Source organism: Halodesulfovibrio spirochaetisodalis (assembly GCF_001672295.1).
In the GTDB taxonomy this organism is placed as follows: domain Bacteria; phylum Desulfobacterota; class Desulfovibrionia; order Desulfovibrionales; family Desulfovibrionaceae; genus Halodesulfovibrio; species Halodesulfovibrio spirochaetisodalis.
Genome location: NZ_JXMS01000029.1, coordinates 1 through 24,708, shown reverse-complemented (window position 1 = coordinate 24,708; position 24,708 = coordinate 1). Strand labels below are relative to the sequence as shown.

At 46.5% G+C, this 24,708-nt stretch carries 22 protein-coding genes and 1 pseudogene; 7 read left to right on the top strand and 16 right to left on the bottom strand.

Annotated features, from left to right (window positions below; translation table 11 throughout):
* The first annotated feature begins 109 nt into the window (after nt 1-109).
* The 4 genes and pseudogenes from fba (at nt 110) to SP90_RS16910 (ending at nt 4,502) form a co-directional block, all read left to right on the top strand.
* The gene (fba, locus tag SP90_RS13840; protein ID WP_066857506.1) at nt 110-1,033 is read left to right on the top strand and encodes a class II fructose-1,6-bisphosphate aldolase; all 924 of its coding nucleotides are present in this window, start codon (nt 110-112) and stop codon (nt 1,031-1,033) included.
* Between the two features lie 25 nt (nt 1,034-1,058).
* A complete protein-coding gene (gap, locus tag SP90_RS13835) occupies nt 1,059-2,060 on the top strand; it encodes a type I glyceraldehyde-3-phosphate dehydrogenase (protein ID WP_066857503.1) in 1,002 nt (333 codons plus the stop codon).
* A 501-nt stretch (nt 2,061-2,561) separates the two neighbouring features.
* Nucleotides 2,562-2,981: pseudogene (locus tag SP90_RS16840) on the top strand (flagellin N-terminal helical domain-containing protein); the annotation flags it as partial.
* A 6-nt stretch (nt 2,982-2,987) separates the two neighbouring features.
* Nucleotides 2,988-4,502, top strand: a complete 1,515-nt coding sequence (locus SP90_RS16910; protein ID WP_082936462.1) for a flagellin — start codon at nt 2,988-2,990, stop codon at nt 4,500-4,502.
* 119 nt (nt 4,503-4,621) lie between these two features.
* Here SP90_RS16910 and SP90_RS13825 read toward each other — a convergent pair whose 3' ends face one another.
* The 7 genes from SP90_RS13825 to SP90_RS13795 are packed head-to-tail and all read right to left on the bottom strand — an operon-like array spanning nt 4,622 to nt 11,408.
* Nucleotides 4,622-5,461 carry an FAD/NAD(P)-binding protein gene (locus SP90_RS13825; protein WP_066857500.1) on the bottom strand — a complete coding sequence of 280 codons (840 nt, stop codon included), beginning with the start codon at nt 5,459-5,461 and terminating at the stop codon, nt 4,622-4,624.
* Nucleotides 5,461-6,519: a 4Fe-4S dicluster domain-containing protein gene (locus SP90_RS13820; RefSeq protein ID WP_066857497.1), complete on the bottom strand. Its 1,059-nt coding sequence runs from the start codon at nt 6,517-6,519 to the stop codon at nt 5,461-5,463. Before SP90_RS13820 ends, SP90_RS13825 begins: the two co-directional genes overlap by 1 nt.
* A 2-nt stretch (nt 6,520-6,521) precedes the next feature.
* Entirely contained in the window at nt 6,522-7,478 is a 957-nt protein-coding gene (locus tag SP90_RS13815; protein WP_066857494.1) for a 4Fe-4S dicluster domain-containing protein, read from the bottom strand.
* Nucleotides 7,478-8,002, bottom strand: a complete 525-nt coding sequence (locus SP90_RS13810) for a hydrogenase iron-sulfur subunit (protein WP_066857491.1) — start codon at nt 8,000-8,002, stop codon at nt 7,478-7,480. The genes SP90_RS13815 and SP90_RS13810 overlap by 1 nt, the downstream gene beginning before the upstream one ends.
* Entirely contained in the window at nt 7,978-9,951 is a 1,974-nt protein-coding gene (locus tag SP90_RS13805) for a CoB--CoM heterodisulfide reductase iron-sulfur subunit A family protein (RefSeq protein WP_066857488.1), read from the bottom strand. Before SP90_RS13805 ends, SP90_RS13810 begins: the two co-directional genes overlap by 25 nt.
* 12 nt (nt 9,952-9,963) lie before the next feature.
* Complete coding sequence (locus SP90_RS13800) at nt 9,964-10,839, bottom strand: CoB--CoM heterodisulfide reductase iron-sulfur subunit B family protein (RefSeq protein WP_066857485.1); 876 nt, start codon at nt 10,837-10,839, stop codon at nt 9,964-9,966.
* Nucleotides 10,839-11,408 carry a 4Fe-4S dicluster domain-containing protein gene (locus SP90_RS13795; protein ID WP_066857482.1) on the bottom strand — a complete coding sequence of 190 codons (570 nt, stop codon included), beginning with the start codon at nt 11,406-11,408 and terminating at the stop codon, nt 10,839-10,841. The genes SP90_RS13800 and SP90_RS13795 overlap by 1 nt, the downstream gene beginning before the upstream one ends.
* A 925-nt stretch (nt 11,409-12,333) precedes the next feature.
* Here SP90_RS13795 and SP90_RS13785 point away from each other — a divergent pair.
* The gene (locus SP90_RS13785) at nt 12,334-12,783 is read left to right on the top strand and encodes a metal-dependent hydrolase (protein WP_066857477.1); all 450 of its coding nucleotides are present in this window, start codon (nt 12,334-12,336) and stop codon (nt 12,781-12,783) included.
* Nucleotides 12,784-13,150: 367 nt separating this feature from the next.
* On the opposite strand, the gene SP90_RS13780 is transcribed toward SP90_RS13785, so the two are convergent.
* The 3 genes from SP90_RS13780 to SP90_RS13770 all read right to left on the bottom strand — a co-directional run bounded on the left by SP90_RS13780 (nt 13,151) and on the right by SP90_RS13770 (nt 15,192).
* Entirely contained in the window at nt 13,151-14,017 is an 867-nt protein-coding gene (locus SP90_RS13780; protein WP_066857474.1) for a J domain-containing protein, read from the bottom strand.
* 311 nt (nt 14,018-14,328) lie between these two features.
* Nucleotides 14,329-14,772 (bottom strand): YkgJ family cysteine cluster protein, encoded by a 444-nt coding sequence (locus tag SP90_RS13775; protein ID WP_066857471.1) that lies wholly within the window; start codon nt 14,770-14,772, stop codon nt 14,329-14,331.
* Nucleotides 14,773-15,192, bottom strand: a complete 420-nt coding sequence (locus tag SP90_RS13770; protein ID WP_066857468.1) for a CoA-binding protein — start codon at nt 15,190-15,192, stop codon at nt 14,773-14,775.
* Between the two features lie 231 nt (nt 15,193-15,423).
* On the opposite strand from SP90_RS13770, the gene SP90_RS13765 reads away from it, so the two are divergent.
* Nucleotides 15,424-16,668: a M24 family metallopeptidase gene (locus SP90_RS13765; RefSeq protein WP_066857465.1), complete on the top strand. Its 1,245-nt coding sequence runs from the start codon at nt 15,424-15,426 to the stop codon at nt 16,666-16,668.
* Between the two features lie 87 nt (nt 16,669-16,755).
* Here SP90_RS13765 and SP90_RS13760 read toward each other — a convergent pair whose 3' ends face one another.
* Nucleotides 16,756-17,598, bottom strand: coding sequence for a class I SAM-dependent methyltransferase (locus SP90_RS13760; RefSeq protein ID WP_066857462.1), 843 nt, complete (start codon nt 17,596-17,598; stop codon nt 16,756-16,758).
* A 392-nt stretch (nt 17,599-17,990) separates the two neighbouring features.
* Between SP90_RS13760 and SP90_RS13755 the strand changes: the two genes are divergently transcribed.
* Nucleotides 17,991-19,916, top strand: coding sequence for a protein-disulfide reductase DsbD family protein (locus SP90_RS13755; RefSeq protein ID WP_066857459.1), 1,926 nt, complete (start codon nt 17,991-17,993; stop codon nt 19,914-19,916).
* Between the two features lie 381 nt (nt 19,917-20,297).
* Here SP90_RS13755 and SP90_RS13750 read toward each other — a convergent pair whose 3' ends face one another.
* From SP90_RS13750 to SP90_RS13730, 5 genes are all read right to left on the bottom strand, one after another.
* Nucleotides 20,298-21,149: a 50S ribosomal protein L11 methyltransferase gene (locus tag SP90_RS13750; RefSeq protein ID WP_066857456.1), complete on the bottom strand. Its 852-nt coding sequence runs from the start codon at nt 21,147-21,149 to the stop codon at nt 20,298-20,300.
* Between the two features lie 6 nt (nt 21,150-21,155).
* Nucleotides 21,156-21,848, bottom strand: coding sequence for an amino acid ABC transporter permease (locus tag SP90_RS13745; RefSeq protein ID WP_066857453.1), 693 nt, complete (start codon nt 21,846-21,848; stop codon nt 21,156-21,158).
* Nucleotides 21,849-21,859: 11 nt separating this feature from the next.
* A complete protein-coding gene (locus SP90_RS13740) occupies nt 21,860-22,561 on the bottom strand; it encodes an amino acid ABC transporter permease (protein WP_066857555.1) in 702 nt (233 codons plus the stop codon).
* Between the two features lie 68 nt (nt 22,562-22,629).
* The gene (locus tag SP90_RS13735) at nt 22,630-23,442 is read right to left on the bottom strand and encodes an ABC transporter substrate-binding protein (RefSeq protein ID WP_066857450.1); all 813 of its coding nucleotides are present in this window, start codon (nt 23,440-23,442) and stop codon (nt 22,630-22,632) included.
* A gap of 57 nt (nt 23,443-23,499) precedes the next feature.
* A complete protein-coding gene (locus tag SP90_RS13730) occupies nt 23,500-24,228 on the bottom strand; it encodes an amino acid ABC transporter ATP-binding protein (RefSeq protein WP_066857447.1) in 729 nt (242 codons plus the stop codon).
* Nucleotides 24,229-24,708: the final 480 nt, after the last annotated feature.

The window sequence follows — 24,708 nt, the reverse complement described above, 5'->3', positions numbered from 1 at the left end:
TAGCAAAGTGGCACGGTTAAGCTTATGCTTTTTTGTATCAGTAATCATGGAATTACAGTATGTTCTACGTAATATCATGGCTACCGTAATTTTTTTGAGGAGGTTATTTATGCCACTTATCGGTACTAAAGAGATGTTTGCTCGCGCATACAAGGAAGGCTACGCAGTTGGTGCGTTTAACGTAAACAACATGGAAATCATTCAGGGTATCATGGAGGCAGCTCAGGAAGAAAAAGCTCCTCTTATCCTGCAGGTTTCCGCTGGCGCACGCCGTTACGCAGGTCAGACTTACATCAGAAAGCTTATTGAAGCTGCTCTTGACGAAACTGACCACCCGCTCGCTTTGCACCTTGACCATGGTCAGGACTTTGAAATTTGCAAGCAGTGCATTGACGGTGGCTTCTCCTCCGTAATGTTCGACGGCTCCCACCTCGACTTCGAAGAAAACATCGCTATCACCAAACAGGTAGTTGAATACGCTCATGAGCGTGGTGTTGTTGTAGAAGCTGAACTCGGTCGTCTTGCTGGCATTGAAGATGATGTTCACTCTGAAGAGTCCATTTACACTGATCCTGATCAAGCAGTAGAATTTGTAGAGCGCACTGGTTGTGACTCTCTTGCTATTGCTATCGGAACCAGTCACGGCGCATACAAATTCACTGGCGAAGCACGCCTCGATTTTGAACGCCTTGAAAAAATCTCCAACATGCTCCCTGAGTTCCCTATCGTACTCCACGGTTCTTCTTCCGTGCCACAGGAGTTTGTTGAAATGGCAAACAAGTACGGCGGAGACATCGGCTCTGCTAAAGGTGTACCGGAAGACCTGCTTCGTAAGGCTGCCACTTACGGTGTCTGCAAGATCAACATCGATACCGATATCCGTCTTGCAATGACTGCAACTATCCGCAAACACTTTGCAGAAAACCCATCTCACTTTGATCCACGCCAGTACCTCAAGCCAGCCCGTCAGGCTGTAAAAGATATGGTTCAGCACAAAATTAAACACGTGCTGGGCTGCTCCAACAAGATTTAACTAACTACCGCTAGGGAGCTTTCTCATGGCTGTAAAGCTTGGTATCAATGGTTTTGGTCGCATTGGTCGCTATCTCGTTCGTCTTCTTATTGACGATCCTGAACTCGAAATTGCTGCTATTAACGCGCGCGCTGACAATGAAGCACTTGCACACCTCTTCAAATACGATTCCGTTCACGGCAAGTTTGACGGAGAGGTAGAAGCAAACGAAGAAGGCTTTAAGGTAAACGGTAAGCAGATTATCGTTACCCGTTGCGCACGCGGCGAATGGATATGGGGCGAACTCGGAGTTGAGATCGCCGTAGAAACCACCGGTACCATCAAAGACCGCGACGGTCTTGCCGAGCACATTGCATGCGGTGCTAAGAAATCCATCATTTCCGCACCGGGCAAAGACGTGGACGCAACCATTGTTATGGGCGTTAACGACGATACATATGATGCTGCAAAGCACCACGTACTCTCTAACGCTTCCTGCTCCACAAACTGTCTTGCGCCGGCAGCTAAAGTTATCAATGATGCTTTCGGCATCAAACATGGCCTTATGACAACCATTCATGGTTACACCATGGGCCAGCGAATCCTTGATGGTTCGCATAAAGACCTGCGTCGCGCTCGCGCGGCTGGCATGTCCATGATCCCGACCACCACAGGCGCAGCAAAAGCTGTTGGCCTTGTTCTTCCTGAGCTTCAAGGTAAACTCGACGGTATGGCTATCCGTGTGCCAATTCCTGACGGTTCCCTCATTGACCTCACCTGCACCGTAGAAAAAAACACTACAGCAGAAGAAGTTAATGCAGCACTCAAAGCAGCTGCTGAAGGCGACATGAAAGAAAACCTCGGCTACTCCGACGAACCGCTCGTTTCCGTTGACTACATCGGTGACACCCACGGCGGCGTTGTAGACAGCCTCTGTACCAGCGTAATGGACGACAACATGGTTAAAGTCCTCGTATGGTACGACAACGAAGCAGGCTTCACTAACCAGCTTGCGCGTCTCCTGAGAATGGTCGGCGCTTCCTTGTAGAATTCGCCATATGAACGAAAAGCCCGCTGCACATGCAGCGGGCTTTTTTTGTGCAAAGTAAATAACACTTAGATAAATTACTTTTATATGTACTACTAAAATCATGCTCCACCTTAAAGCGCCAACAAACCACTATTGCCCTGCTCTTGCATCCATTAGCAAATTAATAGCGGTACAACTCACTTTATAAATTCATAGTACAATCAACACGCCCTACTACTCTTTAACACTGTTCATATAAAGCAAAATCCTTCTCCATACGAACACATTTAATTAGCGCTATAATAAAGCATAAAACATTTTTTTATGCATACTTCTTCTCAACATTGTTCACTAGCAACTTTCACTTTACATCTTGTACAAAAATTGCATTAACATTTCTTAAGAGCTTTACGTCATTTTTTTGATGTGTTTAAAGTTTTATTTTATATTTTTTTACATTTAGCCGAATAGATTAAAACAACACAACACTATTTCCTTTTAATACCACAGGAGGATAGAATGTCTTTGACAATCTACAACAACCTGATGGCAGAAAATGTTAATCGAAATCTGTCATCACATTATGGGAGGCTAGGAAAGTCTACACAACGACTTTCATCTGGTCTCCGTGTCAACTCAGCTTCGGACGACGCAGCCGGACTCGCCATCCGTGAATTAATGCGCGCCGATATCGCTGCTGTTAATCAAGGAATCCGCAATGCCAATGACGGAATCTCCATGATTCAAACAGCCGATGGAGCACTTGGTGTTATTGATGCAAAACTCATTCGAATGAAAGAACTTGCCGAACAAGCAGCTACTGGTACCTACACTGATTCTCAGCGAAAAATGATTGATCAGGAATATCAGTTAATGGCTAACGAAATAACCCGCATCGCTTCTGACACTGACTTTAACAGCAAAAAACTGCTTTCCGGTACAGGCATGGATGTTGTGGTGGAACGCAGTTCTGCCCAGGACGACCCGGCTCGTTCGGAAGAAGCGGTTAAAGTAGAAACCGTAGGATATGAAGAGACCTGGAGAAATCAGGATCTCAAAAATGAGAACCTTGTATTGACGGCTCCAGCAAGACGAGATGGGACGGTCACGGCTCTTGGCCGTCAAAAAATCACTACAACAGCTGGTGGTACAGGGACAATAACCTTCACCTCCCGCTCTGGTCTGGCCGAAGTAGAGACAAGCTTAGCTAATGCTAACGCGAATGGTGAAATATGCACCATGGGTGGAAGACTCTTTGGACTTGCCCTCGGTGCAGCAGGATCCACACTGAATGCCTCTACTTACTCCGGCGCAAAGGTCACTATTGAAAGAAGCCCTCTAGGCTTTGATAACTGGACAGATATAACCGATACGATTGCGGCTGGTGGAACAACAGTCACGGGTGAAGTCAGAATCACTCTTGTGGCTAATGACGGCTCAGTTATCCGCGATAGTTTATACAATAATACAGACGAATATCGTATCACAAAAGTCACAGATACAAACTTTACTATTCAATCAGTTGCTGCATCGACTGAGGCTATACAGGTTCAGTCTGAAGTAGCTGCCTCAAAAACATTTGAACACAGATCAACATCCGGCATCACTGTAACCAATGATGCTACAACTTTTTTTGAAGTTAATTCAAATACCCTTAAAGGTGCTACTGCAGAGTTTAGGCACAACGGCAGAACAGGGGCATTGACAGGCAACATTGCGAGCGTGGAATCCAGTGTTAAAAGCTCGTATGGCACAGAAAAAAAACCTGTTACTGATATTGAAGTTGAAATCTTTAACACACAAAGTAACACGTGGGAAAAACTTGCCCTTGGAAGCACAGATGGAAACTCTGTAGACATTCTGGATACCACAGAAAAATTTCGAATCACTACAACCTACGGTGAAGACAAAAAGATTCGAGATACTATTTCAAATAATACAGGTGGGCGCTTTACTGTCACCAAAACACAATTCGGTGCCAGTCTCGATATGAAAACTGGAACTGATGCACAAAAGTCCTCAACCCAACTGCACGTTGAATCTGAAGATCTGATTGCCGTGAACATTCATTTTGGTACAAGCAGCCAAAAAGAAGACCACTATGACACAGAGATTACCATGGCTACGGCCAAATCACTTGGTGTTGGACAAGAGGCAGGTGACAATATTCTAACGCAGCAAAATGCAAAAAAAGCATTAGAAAACATAATGTTAGCAATAAACAAAAAAGACAAAATCCGTGCAGAGATAGGCTCAACTCAAAACCGTCTTGCTGCAACAGTTGAAGTAGGATCGATTCAAAAGGAAAACCTACAAGCTTCTGAATCACGGATTTCTGATGTAAATGTTGCAACAGAAATGACCACATTTAACAAGCAGCAAATTCTTGCTAATGCGGCAGTTTCCATGCTTGCGCAAGCAAACAACCTGCCAAAATTAGCTCAAAAACTTCTCGGGTAACGTTAGTTAACCAGCTCAGCTTCTTTCTAAAAAAAAAGAGAGTAAGCATCCACCCGTAAAAATAAAAAACTCCCCCGATGCAGTCGCATCGGGGGAGTTACTATTCTATGGCAATCAGCCTACAGCTCGTTAGGCAGTTCCTGAAGTTCAGAGTACTTGAACACAGGACCGTCTACACAAACGTACTTGTCGCCGATGTTACAACGGCCACAGAGGCCTACACCGCACTTCATACGTTTTTCGAGGGTAGTGATGATTTTGTCATCTTTAAAGCCCAGCTCATTAAGTGCCATGAGTGTGAACTTAATCATGATAGGAGGGCCACAGGTAACAGCGTAACCGCTGTTATCCGGGTTGATTTCTTTAAGTACATTCGGGATAAGACCGACTTTTTCGTGTGGATTTTTGCCCCACTCTTCGTCCGGATTATCTACGGTAAGTACTACATCAATATCGTCACGACCGATCCACTCGGCGATGTCTTCCTGATAACTCAAATCCTGAGGAGAACGAGCACCGTACAGGAGAGTAATTTTGCCGTAATCGTCACGGTTATCCAGCATGTACACAAGAAGTGTACGGAGTGGAGCCATACCGATACCGCCGCCGATGAAGGTTACGTCCTGCCCTTTCATTTCTTCTGTCGGGAACGCGTTACCTAATGGAGCACGAACACCAACGGAGTCACCGGCTTTAAGCTGGTGAATACGCTCTGTAACTTCACCTACGAGCATTACAGAAAACTGAAGGTAATCCATACGAGTCGGTGAAGAGTTGATTACGAAGGTAGACTCACCGCTACCAAAAACAGAAAGCTGACCTACCTGTCCCGGCTCGAAAGTGAACTTGTTCATAACGTCTTCATCGTCAAAGCGAACACGGAAGGTTTTAATGTTGGATGTTTCTTCCACAACTTCCATGACAGTAGCCATATCCGGCAGTACTGGATTAGCTTTCATTATTTAGACTCCTTCTTGACGCTGCGAGCCTGTGCTGCTTTAACAATAGCACGAATATCCACAGAAGCAGGACAGCTTTTAATGCAACGACCACAACCACAGCAACCAATGTGCTTGTCGTATGTGTCCGGAATGTAGGCAAACTTATGGTTCACGCGATTTTTAAGGCGAGAAGCTTTAACTGTACGCGGGTTATGCCCACTGCCTTCCAATGTGTACTGGAAGCTCATGCAGGTATCCCATGTACGTACACGTTTGCCTGTTGTACCTGTAGGCTCATCAGTAATGTTGAAGCAGTAACAGGTAGGACAAAGGTAGGTACACGCACCGCAGTTGATACAACCGGCAGCCTGCTCTTCCCAGAATTCGTCATCATCAAAGGCAGCCATAAGTTTTTCTGGTGCATCTGAGTAGTCGTGGGCTTCGCCAAGCATTTCGCGGGTTGCTTTTTTCACTGCTTCCGCTTCTGCACATTTGTCACCGCCGTCTGCAAAGAAGCTTGCTTCAAGCATTTTGCCACCGCGCTCGGTCACAGCTTCTGCTGCAAACCCGCCCTGTACAGGCGTAAGAAGCACGTCTGAACACGTGGTATCAGCAGGGCCGCTGCCTACTTCATGACAGAAACAAGTGGATTCTACTTTGTCACAGGCAAGCGTAATGTAGAGTGTGTTTTCACGGCGTGTTGCATAGTACGGATCACGAATGCGATCGTTATCAAACACTTTGTCAAAAACACTCATACCGCGGGTACCACATGGACGGGCACCAAAAACTACTGCACGTTCTCTTGGCAGAGTTTCCTTGATGCTTACTGCGGTACGCTCAGGATTTTCAGGGTCTTTTTCGTATTTGTATGTCAGCAGAGTTTCTGTCTGCGGGAATACAGCTTCCTTCGGTGAACGCACAGGCATGCGGTCAAGAACCGGCTTACGGCCTTCTGCAAACGGACGGAAGGTTACGGAACCGCCATCCTCCACCGGAACAAACACTACGTGGTCTTTTGCAAGCGCCTCGAGCCACTTGTTAGTGTCTTCGTTTGAGATAAATTTGCAAGCCATGACTAGTGCCGCTCCTCGATAGTTGGTTCTTCCACTTCAAAGCGCATAAGCGGAGAAGTATCTTCCGCGTTGGTTCCTGCATTGTATGCAAAAACATCGCGTACAATACCGGCCATTTTGCGTCTTAACAGCATAATCGGAATATCCATTGGACAAGCGCGCTCACATTCACCGCACTCAACGCAACGACCGGTAAGGTGCATCACGTGAATCATCTGGAACATGAAGTTGTTCTGCACATCCACATCTTCGCTTAACCATTTAGGCTGGCGGGAATTGGCGAGGCAATGGTCTTTACATACACACATCGGGCATGCGTTACGGCATGCGTAACAGCGGATGCAACGACGCATCTGGTCCTGCCAGAATGCAAAACGCTCTTCCATGGAAAGCTGTTCGAATTCTTCGAGAGCTTTATCCTGTGCAGCTTCTGCTTTTTTATCGGACTCTTCACCTGCAAAGTGGGAGCACTGTAATGTATTCGGGTAGGAACAGGTAAGACACTTTTCCGCGCAAAGTTCTGCAAACGGAGCTGTTTCTTTATTGCCTGCAACCACGAGATTTACAGTATTTCCGTCGCTCTCAGCAGACTCAATGTAGCCGATATCACCGAAACGGGCCTGAAGCTTTGCGTGATTCAGCACACCATTACAGCCGAAGCCGAAGATGGTGAGATCATCTTTGTTCAGAAGTTCTTCCTGAATAAGCTGGATAACGGAGCGGGAATCACACCCTTTGAGTACGAGACCAACCTTCTTGCCACCGCGCATTTCACGCAGGTAAGAAGAAGGGTTCACCACGCAGAATTCGTTAACAACAAGCTTATCAATATCTTCTTCAGAGCGGATAAAGAGAGGGCGTGTGTGCAATGCATCATAGCCCTGCTGCCAACCTATTACGACATCCAGTTCAGGCAATGCCTTACGGATTTGATCTTTAAGTTCTGCAAGAGCCTGCATTACGCTTTCTCCTTATGGCACGGGCACTGCTCACCAAGGGAAACAGCAGCCGCGATTTCTTTCAGACACTCTTCGTCATAACCGGTGCCGCCGGACATTTTTGGTGCCGGACCGAGTTTACGAATGCGTTCTGTAAAGGAGGTAACAACATCCTGCCAGCGCTGGCCTTCGGATGCAGAAACCCATGTGTAATGGAAGCGTTCCGGATCAATACCGGTAACGGACAGGAATTGCTTAAGCATTTCTAAACGGCGACGGGCGTAGAAGTTACCTTCTGCATAGTGGCAGTCACGCGGGTGACAACCGGATACAAGAACGCCGTCAGCACCGCTGAGAAGCGCACGTGCAATGAACAGAGGGTCGATACGACCGGAGCAAGGAACACGGATTACGCGTAAGTCCGTAGGCTGTTCAAAACGTGCAACCCCTGCGGTATCTGCACCACCGTAGGAACACCAGTTACACAGGAAACCAACGATACGAAGATCTTGGCCTTCTGTTAAAAGTCCAGTTGAGCCTGACATAAGGCGTTAACCTCCGCGAGAATCTGGTTGTCTGTAAAGTGCTGCAGCTGGATAGCACCCTGAGGGCAGGTAACAGTACAAATACCGCAACCCTGACATACTGTTTCAATAACTTCAGCTTTTACATTACCGCCACGGTCAGTCACTTCTTTAATAGCACCGAACGGGCAGGTCTTTGCACACTTCAGGCAGCCTACGCAACGTGATGCGTTAACGCTGGATACCTGAGGGTCACTTTCAAGCTTATCTTTTGAGAACAGGGTCATAACCTTAGCTGCTGCTGCGCTGCCCTGACCAACGGAAGTCGGAATATCTCGTGGCCCTACACAGGAACCTGCAAGGTATACACCGGCGGTGTTTGTTTCTACAGGTTTCAGTTTAGGGTGAGCTTCCATGAAGAATCCGTAGGAGTCGTAGGAAATACGCATTTTCTCAGCAAGTGCAGGTGCATTTTTCGCACTCTCTGCGCCAACAGCCAGAACCACAAGGTCGGCTTCCACTTCTACCTGTGTACCTGCAAGTGTATCTGCGCCGCGTACCACATAATGATCACCTTTAGGGTAAATCATGGAAACACGACCACGGAGATACTGCACACCGTACTGTTCCTGTGCTCTACGGGTAAATTCGTCGTACCCTTTACCAGGGGAACGAATATCCATGTAGAATACGTAGGAATCAGAATCAGGTATGTGGTCTTTAGTAAGAATGGCCTGCTTTGCAGTGTACATGCAGCAGAAACCGGAGCAGTACGGGCGGCCTACGGCTGGATCACGGGAACCTACACACTGGACGAACACAACTTTTTTCGGTTCTTTTCCGTCGGAAGGACGCTTAATGTGACCACCGGTAGGACCGGAAGCGTTCATGAGACGCTCGTACTGGAGGGAGGTAATTACATCCGGGTACTGACCTGCGCCGTACTGTTTGTACACAGAATGGTCGAACATGTCGTAACCGGTGGCAGCGATAACCGCACCGACCTTTTCGGTCAGAATCTCATCCTTCTGCTCAAAATCGATGCACTTGGTAGGACAAACTTTGGCACATACGCCACATTTGCCTTTTTTCAGCATCATACAGCCTTCAGGATTAATTGCTGCTTTCTTAGGAATTGCCTGCGGGAACGGGATATTGATGGCAGTACATTTAGAAATGCCTTCGTTGAATGCATCAAGGTTTTTCTTGCTTGGGCACTTTTCCATACACGCGCCACAACCTGTGCAATCATCCCAATTTACATAGGTAGCTTTTTTGCGCACCTGCACATCAAAGTTACCAACGTACCCTTCAATTTTTTCAACCTCAGACATTGCATACAGCGTGATATTTTCATGCTGAGCAACGTCTACCATTTTCGGCCCCAGAATACAGGAAGAGCAGTCAACGGTCGGGAAGGTTTTATCAATTTTTGCCATCTTGCCGCCAATGGACTGCTCGCGCTCAACCATCACAACCTGATAGCCTGCGTCCGCACAATCAAGGGCAGCCTGAATACCGGCAACACCACCACCGATAACAAGCACACGCTTTGTCACGTCAAACTTGTTTGCAAACAGCGGGTTGTTGTTGCGGAGTTTGGCAGCAGCGATTGAAACAAGTTCAAACGCTTTTACTGTGTTACGTTCCTTGTCTTTACCGATCCAGGAAACGTGCTCACGGATGTTTGCCATTTCGAGCATGTAGCGGTTCAAACCTGCACGCTCAAGAGCACGGCGGAAGGTTGCTTCGTGCATACGCGGTGAACAGGATGCCACCACTACGCCGTCAAGGTTGTGCTCTTTAATGGCTTCGATAATTTCGTTCTGTCCCGGCTCGGAACAGGTGTACATAGTGTCAGTTGTAAACACTACGTCCTGCAAATTCTTTGCTTGCTCCGCTACAGCCGGACAGTCAACAGTAGCCGCGATGTTACTGCCGCAATGGCAGACAAATACGCCTATACGCATACTCTCTCCTTGCTATAAAACGCCAGCAAAACGCAGACGAGGTGTCGGGTCTACTACGAGTTTGGACAAGCCAACCTCGTCGGCAGAAAGACCAAGAGCCAAACCGAGCAGCTGTGTGAAGTACACAACCGGAATATCGTAGCCGGTACCGTTTGCACGGTTTACCTGTCCCTGACGAAGATCAAGGTTCATCTGACACAGTGGACAGGCGGTTACGATAATTTCTGTGTTCAAAGAATCTGCCACATTGAGCAGACGCCCTGAAAGTTCGGTTACAATCTCTTTTTTCGGCATGCCTGCAGCTGCACCGCAGCATTCAACTTTAAGCGGGAAAGGCAGGACTGTTGCGCCACACGCTTCCATGATCTTGTCCATCGCCATTGGATTTTCAGGATCATCAAACTGCATAAGTTCCGGCGGACGGTTCATGATGCAGCCGTAGTAACAAGCTACGTTAAGGTCTTTAAGCGGCTTTACAACTGCTTTTTTGATAGCATCGAGACCAACTTTTTCTACAATCAACTGCAGCGTGGAAGCTACGGTTGCTGCACTTTCGCAAGAATCGTCGAGAAGCGCTTCAACCTTAGGACGGTAGGCTTCATCTTCAATTTTATGAGACGCTGTGCGAAGGTTGGCAAGACAGCTAGGGCAAGGGGTTACCACTTCTTCCTGACCCTGCTTTGCTGCAAGAACAAGGTTACGTGCAGAAAGCGCCGCAGAAAGAGTATGGTCTACTGTATGAGCCGGAGTGGAGCCACAACAGCTCCAATCGTCGATTTCGGTAAGCTCGATTCCGAGCTTCTTACAGACTGCGCGGGTGGACTTGTCGTATTCTACAGACGTGCCACTACCGGAACAGCCCGGGTAGTATCCTACAGAAATAGACATTAGCGATTCTCCTTGGCGGCATCACGTTCTCTGTATCTTTTGAAGATCTCAGCAACGTGCTCTTTACCGCGAATTTCGTGCGGCTTAATCGAAAGCTTATTTTTAGGAAGCATTGCCGGAGCAAGATCTACATCTGTCCAGAATCTACCGGTCTTTTTGACATATGAAGCAGTTACACCAAGTTCATACACACGACCGTGCTTTTCGACCGACTCAAGGAAAGCATCGCCAAATGCTTTAACGTTCCGTTCTGTTGCATATCCTGCTTCACGTGCCATGTGACGCAGAACATCCATAATTTTGGCGACTTCTATACTGTTAGGACAACGAGTTGTACAGGACTGACAGGTTGCACACAGCCATATGGAATGGCTTTTAAGAACAGCTTCGCGCTGACCGAGCTGTACGAGACGCATAATGCGGCTTACAGACACGTCGTACGCAAAGTTATAAGGACAGCCAGCTGTGCAGTTGCCACACTGGTAGCAAGATTGCACATTCTGTCCACTTCTCTCCTGAACTTCACGGATGAAATCTTTATCCGGTGAGTTAAGAGGGATGGTTTCCATGGCTCCTCCGAATGTTGACTGAAAACGGCAGCAATTTGGCATACAATACATGCCACAACACCAGTTCAGTAAGCGTGATACGAGAAAAGAAGAACTCCGAAGCAAGACAGACCCCAACCGACATGCATCAAAGGAAAAACAGCGACGACTACAGATGCAGCCAGTGCAGCAGGAACAAAAACTGCGCAGATATTTTTTTGTTGCTTTAACCCATAAGCAACAAAATCCTGCAACAGGATTTGAAAACAGCACATACGCTCTTTTTCACATCATCAATTTCAACTTCAAGTTGTCACTATTGTGGGTACCAATCACAAAAAACATTACCCGAAGTGCATCACAATAATTTATATACATAGACTAACTCTGCTAACAAACATTGGCAACCCATATAGTCGTTTTTTTTGAATTTACCCCTTGAGAAAAACATCAAAAAAAACACTGTTTTGTGATTTTATCATTACAATAACTATAACATTTTACTTGAAAACTCGAAATAATTGAAACTTTATCCTGATTTGAGCGTTCAATCACCTTTTGATTTTATTTTTGATTGATCGCTCAAATACTATTGAAAAACTATTCTACGCCGCAGAACGTTAAAACGGGAAAAAAAGCGAACCCAAATTCGCTCTTTTTCCCGCTCATCAACCCGAAGGCTCGGAGTGTTTCCATTGGCCGAGGGCGTCCCCCCGGCGCTTTATGTGCAAACAGGCAGCGTGCCCGTCCTGCTCTACACACTCTGTATTATGCCCATAAAACAACTGTGTACCATGATTTCAAATAACAAAAACACTTTTATAACAAATGGGTAGATACTAAAAACTGCAGCCCGACAACACTTTCCCCTGTTGTACTATCTTTACTACTACACATATTTTCAGTACCTTACCGCATAAACAATATTTCAACACAAGGAAATAGTATGCCCGGATATAAAGGACACCTTGCGGGGGGCGCAGCAGTAGGTGGCGGTGCTCTCGCAGCAGCAGTTTACTTTTCATACCTCCCTAATGACATCTGGCTTCTTTCTGCTCTCTTCGCCATTGCAGTAATGGCATCGTTATTTCCAGACACAGACACCGAATCCAAGGGGCAGAACTTCTTTTACTCCATTATGGCCATCACGGATATCCTGCTCATTGTAAATCATTATTATCAATGGGCTGCTATTTTAGGATTATTTGCCATGCTTCCGGCTTTGGGCAAACACAGAGGCTGGACACATACATGGTGGGCCATGCTGCTTGTCCCTGCACCGCTCATTGCGCTGCCTTGGATATTCTTTAGAGAAGAGTGGACTGTAACCCTGCCGTTCTACCTTGCCGCAGTTGTGGGGTACTTCTCACACCTGCTGCTCGACAGAGAATTTTAATTACCCAAAGACCCTGTAGCGATTGCTGCTTTCAAAGACGCTTGTCAGCGGGGCTGTTTGCAAAAAACTTTTCTCGCGACACCAGACTGTTTTAGCATTGCCTCTCACCTTATGCCTCATCACCTTTCAAAAAATAAGGCTGACCTTCAAATGAAGGCCAGCCTTTTTCTTTTGCTATGGAAAGTTAGCGTATCCGCGGCTTCCAACACCGTAACTAGGAAGCTGGCTCGCGTATAATGGGGGGGGCAAGGGGACACGTCCCCTTGTGGGGGTGCAGGGGGCAACGCCCGCCTGCCCGTCGGAGACACTGAGCCTCCGCCTGTTGACAACACCATTAGCTGCCAGAATAAGAAATATGTTCAGCCAGTTACATACGACCATGAATAGTCAGGTACAGATCTCCGACCCAACCGCCGATCTTTCTTCCCAGATTCCGCAAGCGAATTGGTTGTCCGACGCGAAAACTGTCAGGTAAGGTAATTTCCAACTGACGTGTTCCACCACTCAATCCCTGAGACAGGGTCAAACGCACTTTGGCGCCCGGGCGCAGGTTCTGCATCGGTAAATGCATCACCTGTGTGTCATCCAGCTGCCGCTGCAGCCAGCCTTTCACACCGCCGGTCATATCAACGGAAATATCTCTTTCGCCCCACTGCATGGAAAACTTACGTTTTTTCGGAGCAGCAGGCACCGTTTTACCGCCATCACGCCTTATTTCGCTGTAGATATCTTCAAACACCCGCTTTGCAAACGGATCGTTTAAAATCTCATTAAGTACAGATTCTTTCGAGTAACTGCGCTGTTCTGCATTCCAGAAGGAGTCATCAAACTCCTGCTGCGGCTTATTATATGTATCGCCACCTCTGGTTGCTTTATTCTTGTTCGCATCAAAATTTGTTTTTGCTTTACGATATGCTGCACGAGCACGGTCACGCACAGTACTGTCGCGCGAATCCCGTTGGGAGCGATATCCATATGCTGCTGAGCGCTGCTTACCGGAAGACTCGTTTCTGCGGGAGGAAGTTCCTCTACCGGAGAACGCTTCATTTTTTGCTGTTGAGGTAATGATAACGTATGCTTCATTCAACCGCTGAAAGTTACGTGACGCATTAGGATCATCAGGGTGCAAGTCAGGGTGCAGCTCAAAGGCCCGCTTACGGTACGCCTGTTTAACAACATCTTCCGGCGCTCCGTTCGGTACATTCAGTAATTTATAGCATTCGCGTAAAGTCACGGTTCCTCCATAAAGCAAGCAGCCGATCTGCTCTAAGAAAATAGTATGATGCACAACCCTGTTTCAGACAGCTCAATGTTCCAAGCCCGTACGAGCAGAAAACGGAAATACACAGCAAGCGAAACGGATTGAGACTGCCCCCCTAGGCAGATCAGTCTTCTGAGCATGCATCATACAATAACATTTTGTAATTGCACGATCTATACTCAGCTCTAACAGTATATATAAAAAAAGGCCGGATTCATAAGATCATTCCTATGAATACCCAGCCTTTTCAGAAAAGTCACAATACGTTGCGAAACAATGCCCGCCTATTCATCATCAAGAATAAGCGCACGTGCCTCGCAATCTTTGTCACTGGCAAGCAGATTGTGCCCACGTAAGTAGGCGCGCCCCTGCCTGGCAAATTCATCATGGCTAACATCTCTTCGGATGCCCGGACAAAAGTCTTTAGCCATTTCCCACGACTCAGAATCAATCACATTGCCGCGAAAGTACGGCCACGCGCGACAAATATCCGGTTTAGCCACATGTACACCGCACCCTTTTCCCTGCACAAAAAAGATACAGTACTTATCTTCACCTACGCGAATGCGCAGTTTCCCGTCTTTGATTTCACCGTATTTCTCGGTAAATTCTTCAGCAGACATATGTAAATGTTCAGTAATGCGTACCAGATCTGTAGGGCTGACAATAATACCACCTTCGCCCTCACAACAGTGTCCGCACATCTGACAATCAAATGCTTCTTTCATCTATTTCGTCTCCAAACCAAGTCTGCTGTGCTCGACCATAATGCATTTGTCTTCAACAACAGCAATGCCATTGGCAGCAAGTTTTTCGCCGGCTTCCTGACTTCTGATACCGGACTGCATCCAAAACATTTTCGGCGTATGCTTCAGCTCCAGAACTTCGTCCGCATGATCCGCACAGTACTGGGACGCACGGAATACATTAACGATATCAACTGGAACCGGAATATCAGCAATTGTTTTATATGTGGTTAATCCCCATACATTCTGCCGTATAGGATGCACAGGGATTACAGTATATCCCTGATCTATAAGATATGTACCGACCATATTTACAGGCTGACCGGCTTTATCTTTTGCACCGATAACCGCAATCACTTTTGCCTCGGCAAGAGCATCGCGCATGGTTTCATCAAAAATCATATTTTCCTCACAGAAAGTATTGCAAGACAGAATACTGTCCGCCTTCGGCTGTCAATGCAGCAGACCACTAACAGAAATACTTACAGTGTCGTGTATGCAGTCTACCATAGCATGACCAAGCCAGCTCCGGTTTCTGTATACTGAATTCTTTGCGAACACCAGCAGTTCATCTCTTCATTGCTCACAGAGTCAGATTGGCATATAACCAACGGGCATATCCAAGGAGCTATTATGACTAAAATTCTACCAGTAATCGAAAAAGTACCTGCAGAAGAGCTTGCCCTTCGGCATGCCCGCTGTCGCAAACTGCTGGATCAAGTAATGCCCGGTGTTTCAGGGATGCTCATTTTCTCACGCATCCAGCTGTACTATCTCACAGGCACTCTTGCTAACGGCGTCTTCTGGCTCCCTAAAGAAGGTAAACCCGTTCTTATAGCACGTCATGGTGTCGAGCGTTGCCGTCTGGAAAGTTCCATTGAGGAAATCCATGCCTTCCGTTCATTCAGCGATATTGAAACTATCCTGAGTGATGCGGGCACTCCTCTTCTACCTGCAGAAGCAGCTGATGTGGCAGTAGATTTTGCAGGACTCACCTGGCAGGTAGGCGATCTCCTGCGCAAAAAGCTGCCGCATATATCTTTCATCCCATGCGACCGCGTATTAACAACAGCCAGAGCTGTCAAAACAGAATGGGAACTCAAAAAACTGCGCCTTGGCGGAGCCCGTCACCACGAAGCGCTCTACCATGACCTGCCACAACATCTTCATGTCGGCATGACAGAGCGTGACGTTGCCCATAAGTCATGGGAAGTATTCTTTGCGAAAGGACACTGCGGAATGATGCGCATGAACACCTTTGGTGAAGATATTTTCCTCGGGCACATCGCCGCAGGAGAATCCGGTAACTATCCGAGCCACTTCAACGGCCCTCTCGGACTGATCGGCGAGCATCCAGCGACTCCATTTATGGGGTATGCCGGTAAGGTCTGGCGTGAAAAATCACCACTGACAGTTGATATCGGCTTTGCTCTCGAAGGCTACCATACTGACAAAACGCAAGTATACTGGGCTGGAGCACAACGCTCTATTCCAGATGTTGTCCGCAATGCACATGACACTTGCATTGAAATCCAGAACACTCTCGCAGCAGAACTTCGTATCGGAAGCATTCCATCACAGCTCTATGCAAAAGCACTCAAGATGGCAGAAAAAGCCGGCTTTGAAGATGGCTTTATGGCACTTGGTGCAAATAAGGTTAAGTTTGTCGGCCACGGCATTGGACTGGGGATTGATGAACATCCGGTTATCGCCAAAGGATTTGACGAACCGCTTGAAAAAGGAAACGTCATTGCCCTTGAGCCTAAAATCGGCATTCCGGGCATAGGCATGGTCGGTGTTGAAAACACATTTGAAGTCACCGACGACGCCAGTGTCTGCCTCACCGGCGACTCGTATGAGATGATCTGCATAGAATAGCAAACCCGATCATCCTTAAAAAAAACATGAAAAGGCGACTGCATACGCAGTCGCCTTTTTTATTTGCTAACCTCCAGTAAAAGCAAGCTATGCTCTTCGCAAAACCACAGCCATTTCATCAGAGCCGGTATATTTTGTACCGCACACATCATTGTGTACAGAATCAATACGCAATCCCTGTGCTTCTACTTCTTCAGTAAGGGCTTCAAGAGTAAAGAACTGTAACCAGTTGTAAATAATACGTACTTCATCTGGTAGCACAATTGTGTATTTATCCAACTTCACATTCTCTTCTTTGTACACAAAGCCATTCAAGAACCCAAAGTAATCGCGGGATGCCCAAAAGCCATTCATCAGGTTCCGTTCAAACGTTGCAGACTCTTCACAGGCTGCAAAAGCCTTGTCAGTACAAACGTCTAGAACGATTGCCCCGTCAGGAGCCAGCATGCACTCCCATTTCTTAAGCAGTTTGCCTCGTTGTTGTGGCGATAATGCATAAAAATCGCACATGATCATCGTAATAAGGTCAAACTTTTCTTCAGGTTCAAAATCCAGATAATTCTGCTCAACATACGTAATAGCAAGGGCATGTTCAGCAGCATACTTCCGTGCATATTTGATGGAGTTTACAGAAAAATCTACACCGGTCACTTCAGCGCCATATCGCGCAAATCGCGATGTATAGAGGCCCGGGCCACAACCGAAGTCAATGACCTTTATATGGTTGCCTAACCCGAATTTTGAATCCAACCATCGTACAGAGTTACCAATAAAGCGCTCATTACGTGAGGCTAATTCAACATCCTGGTTGAGGTGATAATCTAACATCTGCGTTGCAACATACGGGTCTGTCCACAGCTGATCGGCGGTATATTTTGACCAGACTTCTGGACGATGCGTAGTCGTTATCAGTGCATCAAATAAATTCATATCATTTACTCACAATACTAATTACACTGTGACTAAAAGTGACAGCTCTATGCTATCAAAAACACTAACAGACATAATATTCGGATATGTTAAGCTTTTTTCATAATGACTGGCGACTATCATGGGCAAAATTCTATGTCAAAATCATATTTATATTTTTAGGAAATACTACTATGGTGAGCGCAACGCACTCCACTTCGCAGTATCACTACCGCTATTCAACGCCAGCGCAAGTACGCCAGAACGGCACATCAACTTCTTCAACGTTGCGCACCCCATATTTCGCTCATTCTCGCGACTCGCAAACATTCACTCAGTGCGTCATTCACTTTTTTCATTCTCAACCACGCAATCATTTTTGCAAAACCTGAAAAATCAATAATAGTAAGAGCATGAAACATAGAAAGCAAATTTATACTCTATTCACCTTTATTCTTCTTGTACTGATTGTAAGCACGCAGACCTTTGCTGCTGAAGCACCTGTACAGTTCTCTGCCGAACCATTCGTCTCAACGAGTCAGGACAATGCCATTGTCATTAAACTGCACATTGCACCGGACTCTGAATATCACTTCTACTCCCGAAAAAAGGGAGAAACCGGCAAACCAACATCTATATCAGTCTCTCCGGCTCCAGAAGGGAGCACAGTCCGCTATCCTGCCGGAAAGAAAAAAAACGATCCTCTTCTTAAAGACAAAATCACCTATCTTTACGAAGGTGCCGAGGATATCTACATCACCATTCCCGATGCCACATCAGGAAAGACAACCATTGAAGCCTCTATTCTACTATGCTCAGATGTCCGCTGCACCCCCGTCAGAAAAACCATTTCAGTAACATGGGATACAGGTTCACTAAAAAAAGCTGAATCCATGGACTGGTGGCAACGCTACTCAGACATTACCCCAGAACACCCTGATACTTCCAAACTGGGCAGTTCCAGCTCTGGAAACAGCAAAGAGCTTGCTAAAAAACTTAGTGTACAGCTTCCGTCATCTTCCGGTTCCTCAGGCACCCTTTCATTATCCAGTTCCGGCAAAGCAACATCAAGCCTTCTCAAACAGGCAACTCCACAAGAACATACTTACAGCTTTACTCCTCGATACTTTATTCAAGTGCTGGAAGTCGGTACCCTGAGCAAAGCTATTATCTTCGGCCTCATTGCAGGTTTTATCCTCAACTTCATGCCGTGTGTCCTGCCTGTTATCAGCCTCAAACTCTCTTCCCTTGTTGCAGCTGCACAAATTGCCGATGAGAAACAGCGTAAGCGAATTTTCCGAAACCATAACATCTTCTTTGCCTTCGGTATCCTTACATGGTTCTTCCTGCTGACAGTTGTACTCACCAGTTTCGAGCTGGCATGGGGGCAAATGTTCCAGAACGAAAACCTGTTGATGGGGCTCGCAATTCTCATCTTCCTGCTGGCACTTTCTATTTTCGATATTTTCCCGCTTCCTATGTTCAGCCTCACCGGACGCGGTACAGAAAACGGGAATGACAAATGGAGTGCATTTTCCACAGGCCTTCTTGCCACATTACTTGCAACACCTTGCAGCGGACCACTGCTGGGTGGTGTGCTAGGATGGGCATTCCTGCAACCTGTCGGTGTACTCATCCTTATATTCCTCTCAGTAGGATTAGGCATGGCGCTCCCATACTTTGCTATGGCGCTTGTACCTGACCTTGTGACCCGCTTCCCACGTCCTGGAGCATGGACAGCAACCTTATCCAAAGTTGTCGGCTTTTTCCTTCTGGGAACCGTGGTCTACCTTTTGTACATTCTTCCTGCAAAGGTACTGCCGGACATGCTCATCGTTCTCTGGGTAACGGCTGTAGCGGCATGGGCATGGGGACATTTCTCCGGCCTTGCATATACCAGAACACGAAACATTCTTGTCCGGTCATGCTGCGCTCTTCTGGTCGTTGTCACTATTTTTGTGGCATTCAAAGAAGAGCCAAAAGCTAAGCAGTGGCATGCATTTACCCCCGAAACATTCTTTGCAGGCCTGCAACAAAAACGGATGGTCGTAGACTTCTCTGCTGACTGGTGCCCAACCTGCAAGTTCCTTGAGCGAAGTGTACTCACTGCAGAAAACAGGGCTAAATGGGAAAACAAATACAATGTTGAATTTGTTAAAGTAGATCTGACCACCGAGGATATGGAAAAGCAAAAATTCCTTGAATCACTCGGTGCCAGCTCTATCCCGATTGTTGCGATATTCCCTACAGGGGAAAAAGCCTCGTCACCGATTATTCTCCGCGACTTGTTCACAACCGGACAAATGGAGAACGCACTGAAAGAAGCTTTCAGTAAATAAAACCTAGAAAAAAAGCCTCACTGCGATATGCAGTGAGGCTTTTTTTGCGCTTATTTTTGTTTTTTTGCCTCCGGCGGCTTAAGAACCTCTTGCAAGAGGTTCTTAAGAATCTCCAGAAACCTTTATATACGATACCAGCCCGTTTCTTAACCAGCCTCGCGGCTTATGCATCACTACCTTTCCATAAAGAACAAAGGGTTGGCCTACATAATCGAGGCCAACCCTTTTATTTTACGATCGGAAAAATAACGTATTCGCGGCTTCCACCATCACAAAACGCGGGAGGAAAAACGGCTAATTGGGGTCAAGGGGACACGTCCCCTTGTGGGGGTGCAGGGGGCAACGCCCGCCTGCCCGTCGGAGACAAAAAGAAAAAGCTTTTTACTCCCAAATCAGAGCAGCCCATTCCCCTTCAATAATACGGCGGGCTTCTGGAAGACCCAGTTCCCTGTATACGGCTTCAACCTGATCTGCCTGTGTTTCAAGCAGACCGGAAAGAACAAGGCAGCCACCGGGCTTAACAAGCTTAAAGATCTCTACAGCCATTTCCATCAGAGGACGAGCCAGAATATTCGCAAGCACCACATCAAAGTCACCACAGACAGCATCTGCAGAGCCCTGATATACTTCGAAAGAATCAGAAGATACTTCGTTCAACACTTTGTTTTCTTCTGTATTCTCGATGGCAAGCATATCAATATCTACCCCGACGCCGGTAAGGCCAAGCTTAACGCAGCCGATACCGAGAATGCCGGAGCCTGTTCCGAGATCAAGAAATTTCTGTCCCTCGTGAATGCGGCCTTCGGAAGCAAGTTTTGAAACAGAAGCAAGGCACAGTGCAGTGGTCGGGTGATGTCCGGTACCAAACGCTGTTTTAGGCTCAATAACAATAGGCATGCGTCCATTGAGCTGTTCTGTTTCACGCATCCACGGTGCGATAACTTTAAAATGCTCACCAATTTCCACCGGTGTAAAGAAATCACGCCAAGCTTTCATCCAGTCCTGATTCGGCACGTCTGTGCGCGTTACATCAGCTTCCGGAACGGCACTGTAAAGCGCTGTAAGAAACTCTTCACAAAATGCCGGATTCTCTATGTGGACACGATAAAGAATTTCGCCGGTAGGAAGATTCTCTTCCTCCCAGCCATAGTTGAGCTGCTGCACTAAGGCGATACTCGCCATGTCCTGCATGTGCTCAGGAATACGTATTTCCAGTCTGACAAGATCTGCCATAAATTATTATCCTCTTGCCTGATATCGAGCCATTTTCTTTTCAAGTTTGCGACTCAAGGCAGTAAGGACGTAACAAATCACGAAGTACATGACAAGGATGGTAAGGTAGATCTCCATTGGAGCAGAAAGCGTACGGTTGTTGACCTGAACAGCTGCACGGGTAAGTTCCACAACACCGATAACATACGCAAGTGATGTATCTTTTGTCAGGGACACAAACTGGTTAACAAAAGACGGAATCATATTGCGCAGCGCCTGCGGTAAAATAACATATCGCATGGCCTGAAGGTGTGTGAGGCCACCCGCTCGGGATGCTTCCATCTGCCCTTTCGGCAATGCGATAACACCGGCACGAACGATCTCACCGATGTATGCACCGGTAAACACGATGAATGCAACCAGCGCAGACTCTGCTTCCGGTAATGTTTTGCCAAGCAGAATCGGAGCAAGGAAGTAGAACCAGAAAATAAGCATGAGCAGCGGTACGCCACGGATGATTTCAATATAAATCACAGACGGAAGCTTGATGTACCAACGCTTAGAAAGACGCATTAAGCCGGCTGCAAGACCAATCCAGAACGCACCGAAAATACCACCGATGGAAAGCAGAATACTCAGCGCAAGACCACCCAGAGGGCCTTGAGGATACGCACCCCAAAGAAGGTACGGAAAGTTATCTATTACAATATCCCATTGCATATTCTATTCTCCTAGTAGCTGACAGCACGCAAGAAGCGTTTGTTGTAGAAGTTAATGGAGAAGGAAACTATCAATGAGATACAGAGGTAAATGAGCGTACTGATAGTGAACGCCTCGAATCCACGGAATGTGTAGGACTCAATCTGGCGTGCCATGTACGTCAGCTCTGCAACACCGATAGTCATGCAAAGAGAAGAGTTTTTAACAAGGTTGAGTGCCTGCGAAATCATCGGCGGCACAATAATTCTAAACGCCTGAGGCAAAATAACGTAACGCATTGCCTGAATAAATGTCAGGCCGCATGCGCGGGAAGCTTCAAGCTGGTTTTTAGGAATGGAGTTTACACCGGCACGGATCTCTTCTGCAATAAATGCAGCCGTGTACACGGATAAAGCAATAACACCGGCACAGAATTCAAAATCCTGTTCATAGAGCCAGTCCAGCGCAAAACGCGGAAGCAAGCTGTCTGCACCGAAGTACCAGAAAAATATTTGTACAAGGAGCGGGGTATTACGGAAAAATTCAGTAAAGGAAGCGCTGAACCAGATAAGCGGTTTAATCTTCGTCATGCGCATCACAGCGATAGTAGTACCAAGCAGCAACGCAATAAAAAGCGAAACCGCAGAAATCTGCAGGGTAACGCCTACACCGCTAATAATCCAATCCAGATATTCTCCGGAAAGAACTTTATTCCAATCGAAGGTATAATTCAAAACAGCCTCGAAACAGTAAAATAAAGAGCGCAATGCAGCCATTGCGCTCTTTATCGGTTAGTTAGAGCTTATGGCCACAGTTCCATCTGCCATGTAAGAGGCAGATAGTAGTTGGAATCTTTGCCGAACCACTTGTTGTAGATCTTCTCGTATTCACCAGAGCGCCACATGTCGTTCAGAGTTTTGTTGATGAGGTCGCGGAAATCAGAATCATTTTCTGCAATACCAAGACCGTACGGCTCTGCAGCAATGTAGTCACCTACGATTTCCCACTTGGATGGGTCTGGAGCAGAGTTTTTAAGACCGAGAAGAATAGTGGAGTCAGTAGTTACAGCAACAGCTTTACCCTGCTTGAGTGCAAGGAATGCCTGCGGGTACTCGTCAAAGGAAAGTACGCGTGCTTTAGGCTGAGCAGTTTTAATATTCTTTTCGGAAGTGGAACCTTTTACGGTTGCAACTTTTTTACCGGCAAGGTCAGCAGCTGACTTGATACCGGAATCTTTTGCTACGAGCAGTTTCTGACCATCCATGAAGTATGTGATGGAGAAATCGATTACTTCGTCACGCTGATGCTTATGCGTCATAGTCGCAGCAGCGATATCAATCTGGCCGTTAACAACCATTGGGATACGTGTGGAGGAAGTAACAGTCTTAAGTTTGAGCTCTACACCCAGTTCTTTTGCAATAGCGCGGCAGATATCAACATCAAAGCCTACAAGCTGGCTTGTTGCCTGATCTACGTAACCGAAAGGAACTACAGAGTCTTTAACGCCACAAACTAACGCACCACGCGCTTTAATGTCATCAATTTTACCCGCAAAAGCAGTAGTGCAGGTCAGTACGAGACATAAAGTCAATGCCATCAGCACAAAACGTTTCATATACTTACTCCTATTTAGCTGGTCCCGGGTTTGTAACAAGTAACAAACCCATATCTATTAGAGGATTTCTTTCAAGAAAGCCTTTGTTCGCTCATGTTGAGGATTGGTAAAGAAGTGCTCAGGTGTGCCCTCTTCTACAATCTCACCGCCGTCCATAAAGATAACGCGGTCTGCCACTTCACGGGCAAAGCCCATTTCGTGCGTAACGCAGAGCATGGTCATACCTTCACGGGCGAGGTCTTTCATTGCGTTGAGTACTTCGTTGATCATTTCAGGATCAAGCGCAGAGGTAGGTTCGTCAAACAGCATAACTTTCGGTTTCATTGCAAGTGCGCGTGCAATTGCTACACGCTGCTGCTGACCACCGGATAATTCGATAGGGTACTTGCTTGCCTGATCGTGGATACCGACACGCTCAAGCAATTTCATGGCAAGCTCTTCTGCCTGCCCCTTAGGCATGTTGCGCACTTTAATTGGTGCGAGTGTTACGTTATCGAGAACACTCAAGTGCGGGTACAGATTAAACTGCTGGAAAACCATACCAACTTCAGTGCGCAGGTCGTTAACATTTACGTCATCTGCGTGGATGGAGTGCCCTTCGAGCAGAATTTCGCCTTTCTGGATTTCTTCAAGGCGGTTGATACAGCGAATAAAGGTAGATTTACCGGAGCCTGAAGGGCCGCAAATAACCAGCACCTCGCCCTGCTCAACCTTTTCACTCACGTTCTTAAGCACGTGAAAATCGCCATACCACTTGTTGATATCTTTGATTTCAATCATCGCCATGATGAATACATCCTATATTGGACGCTAAAACAGCGCCTCATTTCCATTTTTGTTATTTAGAAAAAGAAGAAAATTATCGTGCAAAGGAAGGCAATATGGCAACAGAATGGATAGAAGTGAGTACTTTTTAAAATTTTTTCAAAAAGTAAAACCCCATACACCCCCTAAAACAACCTCACTAACCTCCCAATCTTATTACATGAGTATTTGATTTTTTGTCAACTCAACTGCGATTCTCATAAAAAAACATGAAATCTGATTTAACTGCCCACCCAACCATTTTATATCTATTATAATGATTATAGAATGTTATAGTGAATTATAATACTTTTGGACATAAAAAATATAAGTACTCACTTCCTTCTTTTCCGCCTTTTATGGTTTGCTCAAAAACAGCGCAAAAACGGCACTGTTTGCTTATTTCACAAATTTGTTATATTTAATTTGAAATTCAAAACACACTTGCTATCCTAGCGGTTT

Excerpts from the sequence above, each read along its gene's own strand:
- fba (WP_066857506.1), top strand. The coding sequence starts at position 110 with ATGCCACTTATCGGTACTAAAGAGATGTTTGCTCGCGCATACAAGGAA.
- gap (WP_066857503.1), top strand. The coding sequence starts at position 1,059 with ATGGCTGTAAAGCTTGGTATCAATGGTTTTGGTCGCATTGGTCGCTAT.
- SP90_RS16910 (WP_082936462.1), top strand. The coding sequence starts at position 2,988 with ATGGATGTTGTGGTGGAACGCAGTTCTGCCCAGGACGACCCGGCTCGT.
- SP90_RS13825 (WP_066857500.1), bottom strand. The coding sequence starts at position 5,461 with ATGAAAGCTAATCCAGTACTGCCGGATATGGCTACTGTCATGGAAGTT.
- SP90_RS13820 (WP_066857497.1), bottom strand. The coding sequence starts at position 6,519 with ATGGCTTGCAAATTTATCTCAAACGAAGACACTAACAAGTGGCTCGAG.
- SP90_RS13815 (WP_066857494.1), bottom strand. The coding sequence starts at position 7,478 with ATGCAGGCTCTTGCAGAACTTAAAGATCAAATCCGTAAGGCATTGCCT.
- SP90_RS13810 (WP_066857491.1), bottom strand. The coding sequence starts at position 8,002 with ATGTCAGGCTCAACTGGACTTTTAACAGAAGGCCAAGATCTTCGTATC.
- SP90_RS13805 (WP_066857488.1), bottom strand. The coding sequence starts at position 9,951 with ATGCGTATAGGCGTATTTGTCTGCCATTGCGGCAGTAACATCGCGGCT.
- SP90_RS13800 (WP_066857485.1), bottom strand. The coding sequence starts at position 10,839 with ATGTCTATTTCTGTAGGATACTACCCGGGCTGTTCCGGTAGTGGCACG.
- SP90_RS13795 (WP_066857482.1), bottom strand. The coding sequence starts at position 11,408 with ATGGAAACCATCCCTCTTAACTCACCGGATAAAGATTTCATCCGTGAA.
- SP90_RS13785 (WP_066857477.1), top strand. The coding sequence starts at position 12,334 with ATGCCCGGATATAAAGGACACCTTGCGGGGGGCGCAGCAGTAGGTGGC.
- SP90_RS13775 (WP_066857471.1), bottom strand. The coding sequence starts at position 14,772 with ATGAAAGAAGCATTTGATTGTCAGATGTGCGGACACTGTTGTGAGGGC.
- SP90_RS13770 (WP_066857468.1), bottom strand. The coding sequence starts at position 15,192 with ATGATTTTTGATGAAACCATGCGCGATGCTCTTGCCGAGGCAAAAGTG.
- SP90_RS13765 (WP_066857465.1), top strand. The coding sequence starts at position 15,424 with ATGACTAAAATTCTACCAGTAATCGAAAAAGTACCTGCAGAAGAGCTT.
- SP90_RS13760 (WP_066857462.1), bottom strand. The coding sequence starts at position 17,598 with ATGAATTTATTTGATGCACTGATAACGACTACGCATCGTCCAGAAGTC.
- SP90_RS13755 (WP_066857459.1), top strand. The coding sequence starts at position 17,991 with ATGAAACATAGAAAGCAAATTTATACTCTATTCACCTTTATTCTTCTT.
- SP90_RS13750 (WP_066857456.1), bottom strand. The coding sequence starts at position 21,149 with ATGGCAGATCTTGTCAGACTGGAAATACGTATTCCTGAGCACATGCAG.
- SP90_RS13745 (WP_066857453.1), bottom strand. The coding sequence starts at position 21,848 with ATGCAATGGGATATTGTAATAGATAACTTTCCGTACCTTCTTTGGGGT.
- SP90_RS13735 (WP_066857450.1), bottom strand. The coding sequence starts at position 23,442 with ATGAAACGTTTTGTGCTGATGGCATTGACTTTATGTCTCGTACTGACC.
- SP90_RS13730 (WP_066857447.1), bottom strand. The coding sequence starts at position 24,228 with ATGGCGATGATTGAAATCAAAGATATCAACAAGTGGTATGGCGATTTT.